The 19,864-nt window shown below is 43.9% G+C and carries 20 protein-coding genes, 1 pseudogene and 1 other annotated feature; of the genes and pseudogenes, 5 read left to right on the top strand and 16 right to left on the bottom strand.

Annotated elements, in window-relative coordinates:
- Positions 1-116: 116 nt before the first annotated feature.
- Positions 117-527, bottom strand: coding sequence for a hypothetical protein (locus FQV30_RS09245; protein WP_146499871.1), 411 nt, complete (start codon positions 525-527; stop codon positions 117-119).
- Positions 528-1,249: 722 nt separating this feature from the next.
- The gene (locus FQV30_RS09250) at positions 1,250-2,125 is read right to left on the bottom strand and encodes an SDR family oxidoreductase (protein WP_146499872.1); all 876 of its coding nucleotides are present in this window, start codon (positions 2,123-2,125) and stop codon (positions 1,250-1,252) included.
- A 204-nt stretch (positions 2,126-2,329) separates the two neighbouring features.
- Between FQV30_RS09250 and FQV30_RS09255 the strand changes: the two genes are divergently transcribed.
- Complete coding sequence (locus tag FQV30_RS09255) at positions 2,330-2,770, top strand: Rrf2 family transcriptional regulator (protein ID WP_146499873.1); 441 nt, start codon at positions 2,330-2,332, stop codon at positions 2,768-2,770.
- A 75-nt stretch (positions 2,771-2,845) separates the two neighbouring features.
- Here the strand turns inward: FQV30_RS09255 and FQV30_RS09260 are convergent, their stop codons facing one another.
- The 7 genes and pseudogenes from FQV30_RS09260 to FQV30_RS09290 all read right to left on the bottom strand — a co-directional run.
- A complete protein-coding gene (locus FQV30_RS09260; protein ID WP_146499874.1) occupies positions 2,846-3,406 on the bottom strand; it encodes a GNAT family N-acetyltransferase in 561 nt (186 codons plus the stop codon).
- Between the two features lie 19 nt (positions 3,407-3,425).
- Positions 3,426-3,746: a hypothetical protein gene (locus FQV30_RS09265; protein ID WP_186725608.1), complete on the bottom strand. Its 321-nt coding sequence runs from the start codon at positions 3,744-3,746 to the stop codon at positions 3,426-3,428.
- Between the two features lie 302 nt (positions 3,747-4,048).
- Positions 4,049-4,723, bottom strand: a complete 675-nt coding sequence (locus FQV30_RS09270) for a hypothetical protein (protein WP_146499876.1) — start codon at positions 4,721-4,723, stop codon at positions 4,049-4,051.
- 36 nt (positions 4,724-4,759) lie between these two features.
- Positions 4,760-6,190, bottom strand: a complete 1,431-nt coding sequence (gene proS, locus FQV30_RS09275) for a proline--tRNA ligase (protein ID WP_146499877.1) — start codon at positions 6,188-6,190, stop codon at positions 4,760-4,762.
- 44 nt (positions 6,191-6,234) lie between these two features.
- Positions 6,235-6,432 (bottom strand) — a binding site (T-box leader).
- A gap of 66 nt (positions 6,433-6,498) precedes the next feature.
- Complete coding sequence (locus FQV30_RS09280; RefSeq protein ID WP_186725609.1) at positions 6,499-6,960, bottom strand: GNAT family N-acetyltransferase; 462 nt, start codon at positions 6,958-6,960, stop codon at positions 6,499-6,501.
- Positions 6,961-7,158: 198 nt separating this feature from the next.
- Entirely contained in the window at positions 7,159-8,076 is a 918-nt protein-coding gene (locus FQV30_RS09285) for a 1,4-dihydroxy-2-naphthoate polyprenyltransferase (protein ID WP_146499879.1), read from the bottom strand.
- A gap of 54 nt (positions 8,077-8,130) precedes the next feature.
- Positions 8,131-8,289: pseudogene (locus FQV30_RS09290) on the bottom strand (hypothetical protein); the annotation flags it as partial.
- Positions 8,290-8,520: 231 nt separating this feature from the next.
- Between FQV30_RS09290 and FQV30_RS09295 the strand changes: the two are divergent.
- Positions 8,521-8,949, top strand: a complete 429-nt coding sequence (locus FQV30_RS09295; protein ID WP_146499881.1) for a WapI family immunity protein — start codon at positions 8,521-8,523, stop codon at positions 8,947-8,949.
- Between the two features lie 56 nt (positions 8,950-9,005).
- On the opposite strand, the gene FQV30_RS09300 is transcribed toward FQV30_RS09295, so the two are convergent.
- From FQV30_RS09300 to FQV30_RS09325, 5 genes are all read right to left on the bottom strand, one after another.
- Positions 9,006-10,022: a potassium channel family protein gene (locus FQV30_RS09300; RefSeq protein ID WP_146499882.1), complete on the bottom strand. Its 1,017-nt coding sequence runs from the start codon at positions 10,020-10,022 to the stop codon at positions 9,006-9,008.
- A gap of 168 nt (positions 10,023-10,190) precedes the next feature.
- Positions 10,191-10,988 (bottom strand): TerC family protein, encoded by a 798-nt coding sequence (locus FQV30_RS09305; protein WP_146499883.1) that lies wholly within the window; start codon positions 10,986-10,988, stop codon positions 10,191-10,193.
- A gap of 493 nt (positions 10,989-11,481) precedes the next feature.
- On the bottom strand, positions 11,482-12,732 hold the full coding sequence (locus FQV30_RS09315) for a DUF2254 domain-containing protein (protein WP_255473383.1): 1,251 nt from the start codon (positions 12,730-12,732) through the stop codon (positions 11,482-11,484).
- Positions 12,733-13,017: 285 nt separating this feature from the next.
- A complete protein-coding gene (locus FQV30_RS09320) occupies positions 13,018-13,962 on the bottom strand; it encodes a sensor domain-containing diguanylate cyclase (protein ID WP_146499886.1) in 945 nt (314 codons plus the stop codon).
- A gap of 197 nt (positions 13,963-14,159) precedes the next feature.
- The gene (locus tag FQV30_RS09325; RefSeq protein ID WP_146499887.1) at positions 14,160-15,215 is read right to left on the bottom strand and encodes a glycosyltransferase family 2 protein; all 1,056 of its coding nucleotides are present in this window, start codon (positions 15,213-15,215) and stop codon (positions 14,160-14,162) included.
- A 361-nt stretch (positions 15,216-15,576) separates the two neighbouring features.
- On the opposite strand from FQV30_RS09325, the gene FQV30_RS09330 reads away from it, so the two are divergent.
- Positions 15,577-15,810, top strand: a complete 234-nt coding sequence (locus FQV30_RS09330) for a hypothetical protein (RefSeq protein ID WP_146499888.1) — start codon at positions 15,577-15,579, stop codon at positions 15,808-15,810.
- Between the two features lie 134 nt (positions 15,811-15,944).
- Positions 15,945-16,577 (top strand): HAD-IA family hydrolase, encoded by a 633-nt coding sequence (locus FQV30_RS09335; protein ID WP_146499889.1) that lies wholly within the window; start codon positions 15,945-15,947, stop codon positions 16,575-16,577.
- Between the two features lie 94 nt (positions 16,578-16,671).
- Here the strand turns inward: FQV30_RS09335 and FQV30_RS09340 are convergent, their stop codons facing one another.
- Complete coding sequence (locus FQV30_RS09340; RefSeq protein ID WP_146499890.1) at positions 16,672-17,895, bottom strand: Bcr/CflA family efflux MFS transporter; 1,224 nt, start codon at positions 17,893-17,895, stop codon at positions 16,672-16,674.
- Between the two features lie 408 nt (positions 17,896-18,303).
- Between FQV30_RS09340 and FQV30_RS09345 the strand changes: the two genes are divergently transcribed.
- Complete coding sequence (locus tag FQV30_RS09345) at positions 18,304-19,077, top strand: SDR family NAD(P)-dependent oxidoreductase (RefSeq protein WP_146499891.1); 774 nt, start codon at positions 18,304-18,306, stop codon at positions 19,075-19,077.
- A 93-nt stretch (positions 19,078-19,170) separates the two neighbouring features.
- On the opposite strand, the gene FQV30_RS09350 is transcribed toward FQV30_RS09345, so the two are convergent.
- Positions 19,171-19,839: a haloacid dehalogenase type II gene (locus FQV30_RS09350; RefSeq protein ID WP_146499892.1), complete on the bottom strand. Its 669-nt coding sequence runs from the start codon at positions 19,837-19,839 to the stop codon at positions 19,171-19,173.
- Positions 19,840-19,864: the final 25 nt, after the last annotated feature.

The raw sequence follows: 19,864 nt of genomic DNA on the forward strand, positions 1-19,864 counted from the left end.
TTGCCAAAAACCGCTGTACCGCACGCATCTGCCGAGCGGGCAGCCAAAAATGAGGGGGTGCCTGGATGCTTTGCAGGTTATCAAGAGACGAAAGACGAAACCACGATTGTTTGGTGCTATTCCAAAATTATTTGCAGCGCGCCTGCAAGCCGTTCGACAAAATCTTCTGGCGGTTCTTTCGATTCCAAATGCAGGCAGTAAAGATGTTGTTCTACCGTCTGGCTTTGTGAAAAATTTGTCGGAAAAGAAATCGGATGCCGCCATAGGGCACTGGTGAAATGCGGCAACTCTTCCGGCAGAAGAAAAACGCTTGCCTTGTTTACAGCGATTCCATTTTCATCAAACGGCCCCACTTCTACGCTAAAGTTCATCATGCAAAAGGTATTTTCAGAGTTTTTCACGAGCCTTTGTTTACGGATCTGCCATAATCCATCTGTCCGTTCAATTTCTGCATCAAGGAGGAAACTGATTTTTTCCGCTGCAGTTTTTAAAGATGCCGTATGCATCGCCTTATCCAGTCCTTTCATCCGTTATTTCTTTCAAACAACGATTTCTTAAAAATTCATTTTTGCCAGGTTGCTTTGGACATGCAGTATCCGCAAAGACTAATTTATAAATATTCACTAAAACAAATATTCATAAATATTTAGAAACTAAGACAACTTCCAGAAAAAAATTTGAGCAGTCGAAATCGGAATAGCCTATTTGCTTAGTTTTTTTCCATATCCCCTTTGCGAATTAATTTATTTAATACATTTAGACTATAATATCTTTTACATGTTGTAAATAGCAGTAATTTATTATCTTTTTATTATTAATTTTTCGTGGATAAAATTGCTATTTTTTAATAGCAAATATAAATTTACTGACAATTCTTACTATTTATTTTTTAGTATACCTCCTTTCGTTTTTGACTAACTTTTTGCATACCTTCTGTAACAGTTGTCGTTTATAAAAAGGTCTTTAAATGAGGGGAAATCTGATTTTTACACTTAATTTCCAGTTTCTCATTACTTCTGATGAATTTTAGAAATACAAACTTGTATAACGATCCTTCGCATGAATAATTTGAAGAAAGAAGAAAATTGCTATTGTTGTAAAGTGAAAAAAAATTTTATTTTTTCTCTGTAAAACTGATGTTTTTATGCTTTTCTACCGAAAAAAAGCCAAAAAAAAGAGCTCAGAGAGATTCTCCAAGCTCTACTTGACGTCCATTAGGTTCAGCTAAAATGACGCAGCAAGCCACCAATTACTGTTCGGTTTGGGTAATTCCGCTGACTATATCACTAATCCCTTGTTCGATCGGCGTTGCAGGACGCCCCAGTACTTTTTCAAAATCATCGCTTTCGATAGCTAAAGCATTTGCTCGGATGCCTTGCTGGATTTCGACCAGTATAGGCACGACAAAATCAGGGATGCCGGCTTGCTTCATAATATCAGCATAGGTTGAATCATCAACCTGCAGCACCGGCACTTCCTTTTCTATCACTTTGCCGACAGCTGCCGCCAGTTCTTCTTGGGTCATTGGTTTGCCTGACAATTCATAAACCGTATTTTCATGGCCTTCCCCAGTCAATACTGCCGCAGCGGCTTCAGCATAATCTTGCTGCAATGCCCAGCCCACTTTTCCGGAACCGGCAGAAGTGACCCACGGTGCACCCGCCAAAACACCTTGGATGCTAGGAATTTCGTTTTCCAGATACCAGTTGTTGCGCAAAAATGAGTATGGGATTCCTGTTTTTAAGATTGCCGCTTCTGTAGCGCGGTGTGGCGGAGCCAAGAAAACTTTGCTCTCACTTGCATTTCCCAAGCTTGTATAAGCGATAAATCCAACACCTGCGCGGTGTGCAGCTTCAACTGCAGCTGTGTGTTGGCGTATTCTCGTTTCATTGTCCCCGTCTGCGGATATGATCAGTAATCGGTCAATTCCGGCAAAAGCGGAATCCAAAGTTTCCGGCTGGTCAAAATCGCCATGCCGCACATCAATTCCTCGAGCTTGAAGATTTTCTGCTTTTTCAGGAGTACGCACGCTGACGGCTAATTGTTCTGCTGGTACGGTTTCCAGTAGTGTTTCCACAATTTTCGTTCCCAGTTTCCCTGTAGCGCCTGTCACTAATAATTTCATCTTTTTTGCCTCCCACGCATTTAGTTGTAACTTCATCCGTTACATGTAATTAGTTTAGTTACATGTACTGGGTTTGTCAACTCTTTACTAAGCAGTTTTCTTAATCAATTCCATCTGTTAAAGTATACTAAACGTGTAATCAAGTTCATTACATGTAGTTGTTCCAGCAAATATAGCCTCTAAAAGTAAGGTAGGTGATTAGCGATGCCGATCAGCAGCCGTTTTGCTGTGGGAATTCACATATTAACTCTCATCGAAGTCAATAAGGGAAATAGCAGTTCATCGGAATATATTGCGGGAAGCGTTAACACCAACCCCGTAGTTATCAGAAGAATCATCGGCATGTTGAAAAATGCGGGCTTGGTCACTGTGCGTCCGGGTATTGCCGGAGCGGAACTGGCGAAAGATTTATCCGATATTACATTGCTTGATGTCTACAAAGCCGTCGATGTTGTCCATGATCAGGAATTGTTCAGTATCCATGAAAACCCCAATCCAGCTTGTACAGTCGGCAGGAATATCCAGGATACAATCATCCCGTTGTTCTCTGCAGCGCAACTGGCTTTGGAAAAGGCTTTAGGCAGTGTAACAATCGAAGATGTCGTGAAGGACGTTTTGGAGAAAGAGAAGGTTAACAGCAAATAACTGCGTAAAAAAAGACATTCAACCAAGAATGTCTTTTTTTTTTCTTCTATTTGAGTTCTATAGCTTCTCCATCATTCATATTCTTGCTGCCTCTTCTTGCGGTTTTTCGATCTTATACAAAACATGCCTTCTAAGCGGACTATTGGGAGCTAATTTAGGATGGTCGAACTCTTTGACCTTCGCCATCCCAATTCGCTTCATCACTGTTTCAGAAGGAAAGTTCGATGATGCGGTAAAGGAATAAACCTCATTCAGTTTCAGTTCGGCGAAAGCGTAGTCTAGACAAGCTTTTGCTCCTTCAACCGCGTAGCCCTTTTTCCAATATTTTTTGTCCAGGCGCCAGCCGATTTCAGTTTTGAATTGAAAATCCACCTCGAAATTGATCTCCAACAAGCCGATAAAACCGATGAAAGCATCATCTTCTTTTCGTTCAACCGCCCAGATGCCATAGCCCTTTTCATCCGAATGCTTTTCAAACCGTTCAATCATGGAATCGGATTCTTGTTTTGACAATTTTTTTGGAAAGAATTTCATGACTTCGGAATCACTATTCATCAATGCGAAGTTCTCCTTGTCGGATTCTTTCCATCTTCTGAATCTTAAGCGCTCTGATTCAAACACGAAATTTTTATCCATGTTCCACCTCTGCTAACTTCTATAGCATCCCATCTTTTTTTGCATGTCTTTTGTCGCCCAATAGCTGTTTTTCCATTCTTCTTTTCAGAAACAGTCCGTGGATGCTGCTGATGAAAAAACACAGCAGCACCACTCCTAGGAACGTATAGCCATTGAAGAAAAGGTCGTTTGTATAAATGTTCAACGCACTGACTTGAGAGGCATCAGTAAAAGTGTCATTGATGCGGACAATTTCTTCTCTTTTTTCTTCAATTTTCACGAGTATAGAAATGAAAATAAAAGCGGCTGTCACTATGGCAAGGAACGCATTTAGCTTTATCCTTTTCTTTTGCCCTTTCATTATCCATTTGCCGCTATAGTTGATTGTTCCATATAGAAAGAACAGGATAAAAGGATGAATGAATATCAAGGGGAAAAGGAATGGATTGCCGTTTCCGCTGCGTCAAGCTTCGCTTACATCTTGTGTCGTTGCATTCATAAATACAAAGAATAGAGCGGTAATTAAGAAAGAGAGCATATACATCAAGAAAGTAAGTTTTTTCATAATCCACCTGCTTTCTTTTTGTAGATTGCAGCCAATACTCTACTGAAAAACAAATTTTCTAAAACAAGACATTTTGGTTGGAAATTATAGGGATATGATCAAATGATTCTATTCAATAATGTATCGTTTATTTGCGTAATCGTCGTTCCTGACGGCAAATTTTCCATCAGATTTTCCACTGATCTATACTTATCATCGTTGGAATACAAATAAAATCCACGGCCATCCTGATCGATAGTGATAAACGTTATGCAGGCATCGGCAGCATAAACAGCAGCCGAGTGCTTTCCTATTCTTCCCCATTCCTTGACTTCAACCAATTGAAAAGACAAATTAGGGGCAGTTGATATGGAATAAAATTCATTTTGAGCGGCAAGCCAATAAGTAAGATTTAAGACAAGTTCCACTGAGCGACAATCTGTTGCTTCAATGGAAAAGCAAGGCGGATGGTATTTGTGTTTTCCTGTTAAATCATAGTAAGTGTTTGTTTCCTCAAGATAGCTTAAAGAATAAGGAATGTTGTTATCAACAAGTCCAGAAATGGTTTCTTCAGCGTCGTCTAAGAAATAAACAAATGTAAAATAAAGTGGAAAGATGTTTTGTTTTCTCAAAAACTCAAGTAAATAGCTTCTATTGAGGTCTATATGATTCCCTTCAGCAAAATCCCCGATATAATAGAGCGCTTTTACTTTACCGATAATTTTCATATGGCGGCCGTTTTCTTTCAAAAACTCTTCTGTTATCTTTTCTTCATTGATCCAAATTTCTGTCATACAATCCCCCTTGATCTGAAATTTAACAGCTATTCCTTAGTACGCTTTTGCCCAAATGACCAATTCCTCACCCTGTTCTCCGCAACATACACATGACTCCGAAATCTTTTCCTGTTCAAAAGGAAGGCAGCGTGATGTCGCTTGTGTCTGTTCCTTGATTTTGTCTTCACATACCTGCTTGCCGCACCACATGGCTTTGATAAAACCGCCTTGTTCCGTCAGCTTGTCCTGGAATTCCTCAAGGGTAAAAGCGGCCGCTGTTTTGGCAACTTGGTGATCGAGCGCTTTTTGGTATAGATTGTTCTGTATGCCTGTGAGCAGGCGTTGGATTTCGGCTTCTATGTTCTCATTGTCCACCTGGATTTTTTCGCCAGTATCCCTTCTGACAAGAACCACTTTTTTCTCTTGGATATCTTTTGGCCCGATCTCCAGCCGGATTGGAATTCCTTTCATTTCGGTTTCGTTGAATTTCCAGCCCGGTTTTTTGTCGCTTGCGTCTATTGCAGTACGGACCGAAGCTTTCAAGCTGCCATGAAGCTCATATGCGGCTTCCAATACACCCTCCTTATGCTGGGCAATCGGCACGATCATCACTTGGATCGGCGCCACTTGCGGCGGCAAAACCAAGCCTTTGTCATCGCCGTGTACCATGATCATTGCGCCGATAATCCGGGTCGTGAAGCCCCAGGACGTCTGGTGCACAGGCTGCAGCTTCCCTTCCCGGTTCAAAAACTCGATGCCGAACGATTCCGCGAATCCGGTGCCGAGATTATGGGATGTCCCTGACTGAAGCGCTTTTCCGTCATGCATCAGGCTTTCGATCGTATATGTGTATTTCGCTCCCGCAAATTTCTCTTTTTCTGTTTTACGCCCCTTAACGACTGGAATCGCCAGGACACGCTCGCAAATATCGGCGTAGACATTCAGCATTTTGACAGTCTCTTCATGGGCGTCTTCTTCGGTTTCATGGCAAGTATGGCCTTCTTGCCATAAGAACTCGAGCGTCCGCAGGAAGGGCCTTGTCGTTTTTTCCCAGCGGATGACGTTCGCCCATTGGTTGTACAGCTTCGGCAAATCCCGGTAGGAATGGATGATGTTTTTATAGTGTTCGGCAAACAGCACTTCGGAAGTCGGGCGGATGCACAAACGCTCCGCCAGTTCCTCATTTCCCCCGTGTGTCACCCACGCCACTTCCGGCGCGAACCCGTCAATATGGTCTTTTTCTTTTTGCAGAAGACTTTCCGGAATCAGCAATGGCATATAGACGTTTTCATGGCCCGTTTCCTTGATTTCGGCATCCAATGCATCTTTGATGTTTTCCCAAATGGCGTAGCCATACGGGCGGATGATCATCGAGCCACGGACACTGGAGTAATCAATCAGTTCCGCTTTTGTCACCACATCCGTATACCATTGCGCAAAATCTTCATCCATGCCGGTGATTTTTTCGACCATCTTTTTTGTCATATTCATTCTCCTTTTTATGAAAAATAAAAAAGCCCCGCTTTAAATAAAGGGACCCTTGGAGGTGGTACCACCCTTTTTTAAAGCAAAGCTTTACACTTGAAATGGATAACGGGATAAACCGCCGTATTTTTCAATACAGGTATGAAAGGCAGGTTCGAAAAACATGTAATGGATATCTCACAGCTTGCAATATCCTCTCTGGAAAACATGGTTTATCTACTAGTCCTTAAAAAACTCATTGTTCGTATATTTATTTTATTTAGACTAATCCAAATGGAAATGGAAGTCAACACCCTAATTTTCACAGATCAAAAGTAATCCGGAATCGGTTCACGTAAAATTTGCCCTAGGAGTTTTTCTTCCCCTAAAATCATGCAGACCCCTTTAGGGGATTGCTGAAGCTCATCCGGCAATACACGAAAACCAAACTGTTTGTAATAGTTTGGATCAATTTCGCTGTATAAGAGGAATGCTGCGCCCGGTTGTTTCCGGAGGCATTCTTCGATCAGCATTTTGCCGAGCCCTTGGCCCCGAGAAGCTGAATCCACCACAATCGAGCCGATTCCAAACAAATTCGGACGGAATTCCAGCATGATAAGAGAAGCCGTAATTTGTTCTCCGTCATCCACAAGAACATAACGCACGCCGTCTTTTTCTTCCTTTTGATTGTCCTTCAAATATTGGTCAAAAGTTCGGTTTTTTGCCCATTCTTTATACCCTTGCTTATATATGCTGCTGAATTCTTCCGATTTTGCTTTTCTAACTATCAATTCCATTCCTCCTTTATGTATGAAAGGCCTATTCTTCTTTTCTTGATTGTATAGGTTCTTGTATTTTTCCTCTATAGTTTGCTTTTGTCTTTTTTCTTGTTTGCTGGTTTTTTTTTTCATTAATCCTTATGTAAAATAATACATTTATTAATTTCGACAGGAAAAACCCGCGCTGATAAAATTCGGCGCGGGTTTGTTTTAAAATAGATATGATATGAACAATCCAATGGACAATAAGAAGCTGAACAGCGTATTGGTGATGCCGGTCGATTTCATTGCGATGCCCATTTGTTTCGGCTCTTTTTTCCCCTGTTTGAAGCCTTTGATCGCTTGGACCGGTTTCGGGATGCTCAGCAACACCAATAGTGCCCAAGGGCTGATTGTTCCCGTTATGACCAGCGCAATGATCCAGGCATAAGCGATGACAAAGAAAACCGCCAAACAATTGATCGCCCGGTCTCTTCCGAGAAGGATCGGCAAGGTCTTGCGTCCTCCCCTTGTGTCTTCCTCGATGTCCCGGATATTGTTCGCCATGTTGATGCCGCCCACCAGAATGCCTACCGGGATGGATACAAACAGGCTGATCATGGTTACCGTATCTGTCTGGATAAAGAACGAAATCAGCACGAAACCGGTCCCCATCAACAAACCGGAAGCCAGTTCCCCAAACGGCGTGTACGCGATTGGAAGCGGACCGCCTGTATAAAAGTAGCCGACAGCCATGCCAATGGCGCCAATCGCAAGAAGCCCCCAGGAGCTGTTCATGCAAATATAAATTCCGATGATTGTTGCGGCTAGATATAAAACCAATGCTACAGACAGGACATTTTTCGGTTTTAATCCGTGCCGGACAATGCCTCCTCCGATGCCGATCGATTCAGCTGTATCCAGACCGCGCTTGAAATCATAATATTCATTGAATAGATTGGTCGCAATTTGCAGGCAAAGGCAAGCTATCATCATAGCTGCAAACAGAAGCCAGTCTATTTCGGTTGTCGACGCAGCAATGACCGTTCCAAGGATGACCGGTGCGAATGTCGCCGTCAAAGTATGCGGCCTGGTCATTTTCCACATCAATTTCCCCGGACTCATGGTTTCCAAATTTCCTTGTATCATTTTTTCCACTTCTTTCTGCTGTTCATATGTAATATTCGTGGAGCCCATTGTCTATCATACCAGTATTGGAGGCAAAACAGCGGAATTTTGCTTAAAAAACCACCTGCAAAACCTTCCTTCAGAATGGATGATTTGGCCTGTAATCCATTGGGCTTTATCACTTGCTAAAAAGCCGATCAAACGTGCCGCATTCCTCGGGCTCCCTGTCCGGCCGGGATGTGCTGCAGCAGCTCTTTTCGGATTTCCAGGCAACTTCCCCATCCTTCCCCTCCCATAGAGTAAGTTCCATTATCATCCCTTTGGATCCAGTTTCCTCATTTGTGCAACTTATCAAAAATGCAAAACGATTACAATCAGGATAATTCATATTACATATTCCAATACTTGAATTGTTTCTGCATAATAAAGATTGATGAAAAGCAAGCAAGGTTGGAGGTCAGCCCAATGAACTTTTACATAATAGGCGAGGATGCAAAAATAGAAATAGCGGTTTTTACACAAAGCTATCCCGATAGCAGTGATTACTGGGATGGCAATTGGCTGAATGCAAAAATCGGATGCGAAATACCCGGTTTTTCTGCAAGATTCGATTTTCAATTGAGGACCGATGAAATCAAAGATTTCGCGGATCAGCTGAAAGTCATGGCTCATCAGCAAAAGGGCAAAGCTGCACTGTATAATTTGGACGGCTATGTTGAAATTGAGGGAACCATGGACGGACGCAATGTTTTGTGGAAAGCGGCACTGTGCTACCCGGCCGGAAACGGTGCATCATTGAAATTCGATTTCCGGTCCGATCAAAGCGACCTCTATCAGACGATAAAAGAGCTGGACGGGGTATTATCCATATTCCCGGTTGTCGGCACCCCATAAAAAAGAGAAAGGGCCATATGGCCCTTTCTCTTTTTTATGCCCGGCCAGACAGCTGCTTATGTTAAGTCCAGCTTCCGGTATGTCGCCTGGTCGCAAAGGATATACAAACACGCATCTGGAGGGATCGGTTCTTCGAGCCTGCGGATGATGCTTAAATCGGTGCCGTCCGCGATCAAAGTGGCTCCCTGTTTTTTCAGCGATTCAAATGCGTCGCCGTAAGTTCTCCACGAAGGATCCAGTGAAATCTGCCATATGTGTTCGTCATATGAATGGCTTAACAATTGAGTGAACAACAAGCTGGAGCCGTGGTGCAGCAATGCCTTTGTCATCATATGGGTAAAAGATTCCCCGGATAAGATGAATTCGTTGACGTTTGCGTATTGGAACATTCGAATGTGGTCTTCATGGACAATTTCTGCAATGGTGTAGATTTGCTTGCCTTGCTGAGCTGCGTATTCTTCGATTGCAGTAGCAATCAAAAGCGTCTTGCCGTCCCTCAACACCTCGTCCTCGTTTTCAGAAGCGAAAACAGAAACGGAATGTGCCTGGTCAATATTGGCTTTCCGCAGCACTTCCGTGTCAGTCGGATTCCCTCGGATATAGTGGAACTGTTCGTGGGCGAAAGGCGCTTCTTTCAAATGATCGATCAGCACAACGTCTGCTTTGATTTCTTTGTTGCTCAATATTTCATCGATTGTTTTTTGTACACTTTTGGACCAGCCGATGATCAAAAAATGGCCTTTCCCCCGGTATTTCAGCTTCCCTTCCATTTTCAACCTCCTAAAGTATGTATAGGAATCTACAATTTTTCCGATAATAATCCCGATCAATCCTATGCCAAAAAGGTACAGGAAAATCCCGAATAGCATTCCGGGAACGGTGGCCGGCGAATAATCGCCATATCCTATCGTAGTGACGGTTGTCATCACCCACCAGAAACCGATAAAAGGCGTTGGAAATTCTTCCGGCTCAAGATAATGGATGAAAAAAGCGCTGGCGATATAAAAAACGCTCGTAACCAATACCAGTCTGCCTGTATTTATTTTAACGGCCTTTCTCATCAGCTCAAACATGGAACATCCCCCAAACGGAAAAGGTCTTCGATGGATTCCGACCTCTTCTTGCTGTACTTCCTATAGATATACCTTTCTTTTATAGGTCTTTAAACTGCTAGCTGCTAGACGGGATGTAAAATTCCACATAAAAAACCAGCCCGAGTGGTTCGGACTGGTTTTTCAACTTTATTTCCCTGCGTTTTCCGCTTGTTCTTCCGCTTTTTTCTTTCTTACGCCAATCAATGCGCCAACTGCGACAATACCAACCAGAACTGTCCAGAACACGATAGTCCATGGCGTTGAATGCGGGAAGTCATGCGGCAAGATATGGACATTTTCATGCGCCAGCGTCATAACGAGCAATTTAACCCCTACCCAGCCGACAATAACGAACGCTGCTGTTTCAAGCTGCGGGTATTTTTCCAGAAGCTGTACGAATTTATGGGCTGCAAATCGCATGATGATTACCCCGATCAATCCGCCGGCAAGCATAACGAAGAACTGGCCGGAGTTGATGCCGCCGATGGCATCGAGCCCGAAGACATTCAAGTGCGGCAATGTCACTGCAAGGGCAACCGCAGCAAGCATTGAGTCGATAGCAAACGCGATATCGGCCAATTCGATTTTAAGTACTGTCATCCAGAACCCGGAACCTTTACCTTCCTTCACTTTTGCGGCTTCCTCTATGTCATCGCCATGGCCTTTACGCTGATCGTAAATGTGCTTCACTGATATGAACAATAGATAAGCGGCACCGATTGCTTGGATCTGCCAAATGTTCACCAAAAGCGTAATCATGAACAACGCTGCAAAACGGAAAACAAAAGCACCCGCCAAACCGTAGAACAACGCCTTTTTCTGCTGGGCTTTCGGCAAGTGTTTAACCATTACGGCCATAACGACCGCATTGTCCGCTGCCAAAAGTCCTTCTAGCCCGACCAATACTAACAAGACCCAGGCGTACTCCAATAAAACTGCTTCCATACTCCATCTCCTCCTAAATTTCGCCAACAAAAAAGACCCATGCCAAAATAGAAGGCAAAGGTCTCGCTAAGCAAAATTTGTTTGCTATCACAACCGATGGCTTCGAACCATGTAATGACGACTGTGAAATAGGTTTCCCCATAGCTACTCCCCCTTGACTGAACGTCAGGGTCTATTGAGTTGTAAAGATAGTATAGCATTTATTTTATTATAATAACAATCATAATATCTCGAAAATAAGAACACATTTTTTTCACCAGACGGATAAGCCGCCAGGAAAACGAAAGAGCATGGAATATTTACAATTAGGCGCCATGTTTCCGGCATTCTTTTGCTCGTCCATGGACATCAGCTTCGCTTATCCGGGTGCGAAAGGAATCGAAGCTGAATTTTCCGGACAAGTGCCCCGCTTGAACGGGGTCTGGATAAATAAGAAGTTCGCCGCTGTATCCGTTGATTTTTCCGCCGTCAGCAAGAAGCTCTCTCGGCCCGTTCAAATTACTACCGGATGGTTCTTGGTTATTTCTGACAAAGCATCCACTTTAGCCTGAAGGAATTTTTGGTCATACGATTTCAAATCCTGGTCCTTCAACACTTCCAAAACATAAAGCTGCATTTTCCATAGTGTGGAATGATGGTAATCAGGACAGATTTTCGCTGCTATTTGGAGAGAATCGGCCATTGAAAACAATACGGATATATCTTCCTTGCCATAATGCGATAATTGGAAAAAGACGTTATAGAGAAAGGTTTCATAAGAGGGAAAATGGTATAAAACCAAAGGGTTGCCATCTTTGCCCATCAAGACCAGATTATCAGTCTCCAGATGCCCGATTTTCCCGAGCAGGCTTCCGATGCGGACGATAATGTCATTTGCCGTATTCGGATCGTTTATGCCCGGCGATATAGCGCGAAGGGCTATTTCCACCAATTTTTGCAGCGCATAGGAAATGTCTTGCTCCGCCAGCCTTTCATTGCCCAATGAATAAAAGTCGCCAAGCTGAAAATCCTTTTCTTCTTTCGAGTATATATGCATGAGGGGCATTCCTTCGTAGATAAACTCTCCGATGGCCGCATTCACCTCAACCTGCACTTCTTGTTCTTCCGCATAATCTTTTATCTTTTCCAATGCCAAAAATTGCACATACCCCTCTTTTTCCGCGACTACAACATTTTTATATCCTGATGGATGCCAATAAAGAGATTTGGAAACGGTGATTTTCTCCTCTTGCAAATCCCGATGGCGCTTGATCACTTGCTCTGTATCATGTATCAATTGATCGACGAGTTTGCCCACTTGGACGGTAGTGGCAATATAATGGATAAAATACGTGAACGTCGCTAAACAATAAAAAGCGATTAAGATTCCGATAAATGTAGAGATGACATCGTGGGTGTAGAGATCATCCCGCATAAACAGCAAAGACAATGTGTTATAGATGAAGCCTCCTAAAAACACGCCTAGCACCCGCCATGTCACTTTGTCATGCACAAAGTTTTTAAGCGCCCGCGGCGAAAACTGCGAGGAGTACATGGTCAACACAACAAGTATGGTGGAAAAAGTGAAGGTGCTCATCGTCAGGAGCGCTCCAGATAAAGTGCCCATTATCGTTTTTGCCAAATCAACTTTGGTCAAAAGAATTGACGGGATAAATTCTTTGTATCTTTCAACCAGCAAAAGATCCACATAGAAAAAGCCGACAGAAAGACATACTGCCAAAATACTGAAAATTGCCGGTGTCATCCAAAACTTCTCCTTGAACCAATAGGTTATATTCCCCAAATCCAATCCCTCACTTTCTGCTCGTGCTGTCGCTGTTTTCTTTTATCACGAGTTCTCCAATTGCGCTTATAGAATAACAGCCAGCCTGTCAATCTGTACAAACGGATATTTTTACAAAGTGCTGCCTGAAAGCTGTTCTTGCGGGAAGCCTTATACTTGGACATATCTATAAAAAGAGCAGGTTAGCACAGTCCTGCTCTTTTTAAAACCCTTCTTTTCGGAATGACGAGTCGGCTAATTCAATTTCTAATGGAATCTGACAGTATTGCGGCCATCGCGTTTCGCCTCATACATAGCTTTATCGGCTTCGTTCATCAAAGTTTCTAAGTCTTTTCCAGGTTCTGCATACGTCATGCCGACACTTGCTGAAATATCAAACTCCCATTTTCCCGCCTGTACCGGTTTATCGCTTAATTCCTTCAAAATACCGTTTGCCGTCCTTTTCGCTTCTTCCATTTCTGCTGATGCCACTGGAATCAGCAAGATGAATTCGTCTCCGCCAATTCTCGTGATTATACTGCCGGAAGGGGCTAATTCCTGAAATACCGAAGCCACTTTCTTCAGCAATTCATCGCCCGCTTCGTGGCCGTATTGGTCATTGACCGCCTTGAATCGATCCAGATCGACGTACAAAAAGGCATATTTTTGCTCTTCCACGATATTCCGTTCAAAATGCCCGACCAAATAGGCACGGTTATGCAGCCCAGTCAGCAGATCCCGGACCATCATCTCTTCTAGAACTATCGATTGGCTCAGCAGCAAGCCCAGTGTCTTGATCAATTTGGCATCATAGTCTGAGAATCCATACGGTTTTGTGTCTGCCGCGCACAATGTCCCAAAGACAGCATCGCTTGACTGATAAATCGGAGTCCCGATATATGAACCGTTTTTAATTCGTTCGGCTCCTGGATGGTCTGCCGCTGCAGGATGCTCGGCGATGTTCGGGATAACAAGCGGTTCGCCGCCATTCTCAATAACCAGCTTGCAGAGCGACTTGTTTATTGCCATCTGTTCGCCTTCCTGCAGCAAAGTGGTCTTTCGGTTGAAAGCCTTGATGATAAAATTTGTTTCCCTGTCCGTATTGGTCAAAAAAATGGAATTTACATCTATGGTTTCGCTTAATAGTGAAAACACTTCATCGACCACATGATCAATCTTGTTGAAATAAACCTCTTTTTCGCTTTTTCTCACGCTTCGTCCCTCCAATGAAACTGCAATGCAGCCCAGAAAGGCTGCTTATAGGAATTCACTCTTCATATTATAAATGCCCTTAATAAGAAAAATTATTCATACGATGCATAATTTCATGAAAAGAACCCCTTCACGAGAAAAAAGCCGACTGCTTAAAGCAGTCCGCCGATCGATGGGCCTTTATTGCCGATTCATGTTCATACCCATTTCTTTTCCTTGTGGACCGTTACTTGCCATACGAACCTTTTCACTGAGAAATAGGCGTAAAGAAGTTCGACAGATTTCCCTTTGATGAAAGTGCCGATAAGCTTCTTGTCCATCCCGCCCGACAGGAAAAAGTCCAGGCTGCTGGTGACGCGCTCGTCTTGCATGATTTTCTTCAAGTGGGTTTTGATCAGCTGAGGGGACAATCCGCTTTTAGGATTGAACAAATTCCAGAAGCAAGTGACAACCCTGGAGGTGTAAAACTGTTCAAAAAGCTCTTTGTTTTTTCCTGAATAAGCATTGTTCCGCTTTAGAAATTCCCTTGTTGTCCCCTGCATCATCTGCATGTTGTCAAACAAGTCGGCACGGAACTGGCTTGTGATCGAAGAGCTGTTGGAATCTATATAGGAATAAGGGGTGCGGGGGCTCAAACTGACTCTTTCGCAATTCTCCAAGTACTTGAGGTTGAAGAGCAAATCTTCCCCCCAATTTACTTTGGTATCAAACGCCAATGCAGCCTTCTTGATGACGGCCCGTGAATAAAGCTTGTTCCAATTGAAGTGGATGTAATAATCTTGATACAGCTCGCCGAAATGCTTCAAGAATTCTTCGAGCTCGTATTCGCCAGCTTTGGCAATGCTGAAAACCTTGGAGCTGATGACCACGCCATCCCTCTTAAGGATCTTCTTATACCCGCACAAGACCAACTGGTTCCGGTCTCCCATGGTTTTCACCAATTCTTCTGTCATGTCGGATTCGATAAAATCGTCGGAATCGACAAACTGTATAAAGTCGCCAGTTGCTGCTGCAATGCCTTTGTTTCTGGCCGCCGACGGGCCGGAATTCGCCTGATGGACCACTTTCACCCGTTCATCTATTTGTGCGTATCCTTCGCAAAGCTCACCGCTTTGGTCGGTGGATCCATCATTGACGAGAATCAATTCAATATCCCGATATGATTGGCTGCGTATGCTATCAATACAATTCGCTAAGTAAATTTCCGCGTTGTAAACAGGCACAATAATACTGACAAGCTTTTTCGACTTCATGGGATCCCCCTCCAGCTAGATTTATGGAAAATGATGCCGACGAAAAAAGAGCAGTGTCGGACTATTCTAAATTGTATCACATAAATGTGAAGCTGGAGTAAATTTGATGTGGAGATTGTATAGTTTGAAGCAAAAATAATCTTCCTGTCTCTTCTTCCCAATCTGCTTAAGCTTGATCTCATAACGTTTATGCGGTATTCGACCAAGAAGAGCCAGTAGGTTCCACTCCAAAACGACCATCCATTTTTTTCAAACTGCCTACAATAATATTCAAGGTATGGTATACTTATTATATTAAATAACCCTTGGATCCTTCTTGACTTTTTTTAGTCACTTTCCATTGTGAAAGGAGAAGTCCAGTATGACAAATGAGAGCATCAAAGCCCTTTTAGTCACCATTTGCCAGTACAACACTGTGCGCATTACCCAGACTTTCTCGAAAGATGATATGGATTGGATTCGTGTAAGATGCCTTCCCGGCACAAGCATCCTGGAACTGACTTATCTACAAAGTGAAAATGTCGAAACCTATGACTCTGTCGATGAAGCAGCTGCAGTTATTGAAAAAGCGCTCTATTCCCACGTTACTGTCTAACCCCTAAATCGAAGGGGTTTTTTTGTTGCCGAAAATGCTGAATGGCTTATGGCTTCTATTTAGCTTCTTCGTCTCGATACAGTAAAATAAAGAAGCGGAGTGTTTTTAAAGAACGAAGGAAAAGAGGAAAGCCATTGAAATACATCTTATTCGACTTCGACGGGACACTGGCGGATTCGGCACAGCTATATATGAACGCATGGAACCTGTTGGCTGGCCGATACAATTTCAAGCCCGTAACGAAAGAGGATCTCGTATCAACCAGGAATTTAACGATTCCTGAAAAAGCCAGGCAATACGATTTTCCGATGCATAAGCTGCCGGTCATTCTTCCGCAGATATACAGGTACTTCAAGGAACATGTCAATGATGTGAAACTGTTTGAAGGAATAAAAGAGACATTGGGTAAACTTGCGCAAAATGGATATATCATCGTGATTGTTTCCTCCAACTCAAAAGAAAACATCGACCTTCTTTTGCAGCAGGAACAAATCGGTTCTGTTTCACAGGTTATGAGTTCAAGCCGAATTTTCGGCAAGGACGCCGTAATAAAAAAATTCATGAAAATTCATAACTGCGCGCCCCATGAGATGCTGTATGTTGGAGACGAAGTGCGGGATATTGTTGCCTGCAACAAAGTTTCCGTGCCTTTTATGTGGGTCAGCTGGGGATTGGACGGCTTTGAGCTGATAGAAAAGGAAAAGCCGAAATATGTTGCGCATACCCCTGAAGAGATCATCGATGCAATTTTATCAAATCAGCCATAAATACCATCCGAAAATCCAATAAAAAAGAGCGAAAGGCATGTCCGCCTTTCGCTCTTTTGCCATCATGCTCGTAGTTTGGACCGGAGCACTCGGTTTAATTTCTGGCCTCTCTTTGAACAGGTATAGCTTTCTTTTCAGCCATTGTATGAAAAGTGATCAAGCCCATCAATGATGTGACAAACAAAATTGCTCCCATCGGCACAGCTGTCGTCTCATCAATGCCCACTAGCGGCGATACCGCGGCTCCGATCATCATCGGAAGCATCCCGATAACAGCGCTTGCGCTTCCCGCGCGGTGGCCTTGTTCCCTTAATGCCAGTGTAAACGAACAGGTCAAGGTCATGCCGATGGTTATCATGTAAACGAAAATAGGGATGACAATTGTTGCCAAAGGCCCTTCCGTTATGGTGGCGACAAGCAAAACAGCTGTCGCAATGCCCGCTGTCGTAACGGCAATTTGAAGCAGGCGTTTTTCTGGAACGATGCCGGCGAACCTTCCGATGAGGTAACTGCCCAGTATGATAGCCAGCCCATTGATGCCAAACAACACGCTGAAAACTTGCGGCGAAACACCATAAATCCCTTGATAGACAAACGGCGTTCCGGACACATACGCGAAACTTCCCCCGTGGACCACCCCCACAATCAATGCATAGCCGATATAGGAACGGTCTTTCAAAAGGCTTCCCATTGTTGCGAGCGATTGCCCGATCGAACTCGGGCTGCGCTTTTCAGGAGGCAAGGTCTCGGGAAGCTTCATGCCAACAGTCAACACAATTACAATTCCTAGAAACCCTAAAAAATAAAAGATGGTCTGCCAGCTGGCGAAAGGAAAGGCCAAAATCGCGCCTCCTGCCAACGGCGCCGCCATCGGCGCCACTGAATTGATCACCATAAGCAAAGAGAAGAACTTGGTCAGTTCCCGGCCATCAAACACATCACGCACGACTGCGCGGGACAAGACGATTCCTGCCGAAGCGGTGAACCCCTGTAAAAAGCGCGCAACAATCAGCATCGTGATGTTGGTTGCAAGGGCGCAAAAAATGGAAGATAACGCAAATAAAGAAACCGCAATCAGAATCGGCTTTCTTCTGCCTTTGGCATCGCTGATGGGCCCGACAATCAGCTGCCCCAACGCAAGACCGATAAGGCACGTAGTCAATGAGAGCTGTACGAGCGAGGCGGATGCATCCAAATCGGCAGCAATGCCTGGAAAGCTCGGCAAATACATATCGATATTCAGCGGAGCGAGTATTCCGAGCAGACTGAGAAGAAGCGCCAGACCAAGACGCGCTTTTCCTGAAGGATTGTCAATCATAATTACCAATCACCTTTCAAAGAAACTTTTGGCAGCTCTTTTCCCATCATTTAAACCTGCAAGATTCATCCTATGGTCAGAAGCAGCGCCTAATTGAAATTTCCAATGATTTTTCCATATTATAGATACCTATCTAAGCGTACCACTCCTTGGAATTTATAAACACCTGCTATTCGAATGTAAGCGATTAAATACCATTTTTTTTGCTGCTTGCATCGCTATGCTGAACTTTCAAAACCTGAGGTCTTCATGGCACCGCAGATTTGGTCCAGTTCCCTTTCGAATGGGCAGTTTTCTGTGTCTCAGTGATTAAACGGAGCGAAAAAAGGAATACTCTATTGATAACCTTTTCGACATTGCTTTTAAGTGGTGTATACCTTAGTAGAAAAACGAATGGAGGATGCAAAGATGATGAAAGCGAGTTTTGATTTGAGCGGCAAGGTCGCCCTAGTAACAGGAGCAGGAAGAGGAATTGGCCGGACAATTGCGGAAGGACTGGCTCATGCGGGAGCTGATGTAGCTTTATTGGCTCGATCTGCAGGCGAGATTGAAAGGGCAGCCATGGAAATTCAAGAAACTACCGGAAGAAAAACGGTTCCTATCGTCTGCGATGTTGCAAACGGCAAATCCATCAACGAAGCTGTCAATACCGTGCTTGAGCATTTTGGGAAAATTGACATCTTGATCAACAACGCTGGGACAAGTGTCAGGGAAACAGCGCTCAACCTGACGGAAGATGACTGGGACAAAGTCATGAACGTCAATTTCAAATCGATCTTCCTCATGTCCCAAGCTGTCGGAAAACACATGGTCAATCGGAAATACGGGCGTATCGTCAACATCGCATCTGTCGCCTCCAAATTGACCCTTGCTTCCGGGACGCCTTATGGGCCAAGCAAAGCGGGTGTTGTCCAATTGACCCGCCAATTGGCGAACGAATGGGCCACTCATGGAGTGACAGTCAACGCGATCAGCCCTTGGTTTTTCAAAACCGCTTTCAACTCGGAAGCGCTCGAGAATGATGAATTCCGTACCTTGTTGGAAAACCGGACGCCCATGAAAAGGCTGGGACAGCTCGAAGAGTTGATAGCTCCGGTCGTCATGTTCTGTTCTGATGGCGCCAGCTATGTGACAGGGCAAAATCTTTTTGTGGACGGCGGCGTCACGAATTACGGGTTCTGAGCGCCTATCCCACAGATCGCAATAAGAAAGCAGGATCAAGAATCCATTGCATTTGATCCTGCTTTTCTCTTCAGTTATAGAATTGGCCTTGCCTTATTTCCATTTCAACAATCCGGTCAAATCGTCAAAGATAAAATCGGGATCTAAACCCAGCTCATCCACCGTTTGCTTCTTACGATTGATCCAAGCGGTCTGAAAACCAAAATTTTTTGCCCCGGCCACGTCCCAGTTGTTTGAAGATACAAATAAGACTTCCTCGTGTTTCAATCCGATTTTGTTCAACAAGTACTGATACGAATAAAGGGAAGGTTTGAACTGTTTGATCTCATCCACACTGATGATCCCGCTAAAGAACGAGGTATAGCCGGCGTTCTCCACAAGGGGATCCAGCATATTATGCGAACCATTCGAGAAGACCGACAGTTCCTTGCCTTTGAGCTGCCCGAGCATATCTGCCACTTCCGGATATGGAGCCAAACGCAAGAACGCTTCAAATAATCCCTGCTCCTCCGCGGCATCCAGTTCCTCCTCTGCGTGTTCCTTGACCGAGAACCTTAACGCCTCTTTGGTTACCTCCGAAAAAGGGATGTACTTTCCCATAAGCTGATGCAGAAAAAGATATTCCATTTGTTTGGAATGCCACGTTTTACCAACTTCTTCCCCTTTGCCCGGGAATTTTTCTTCACAGGCTTCCGATATGGACAAAACATCGAACATTGTACCGTATACATCAAAGACCAGTGCTTTAACAGTTGAACTCACGCCATCGCTCCTTTTTGAACTTCTT

This window comes from Planomicrobium sp. CPCC 101110 (assembly GCF_007859395.1).
Taxonomy (GTDB): Bacteria; Bacillota; Bacilli; order Bacillales_A; family Planococcaceae; genus Planococcus.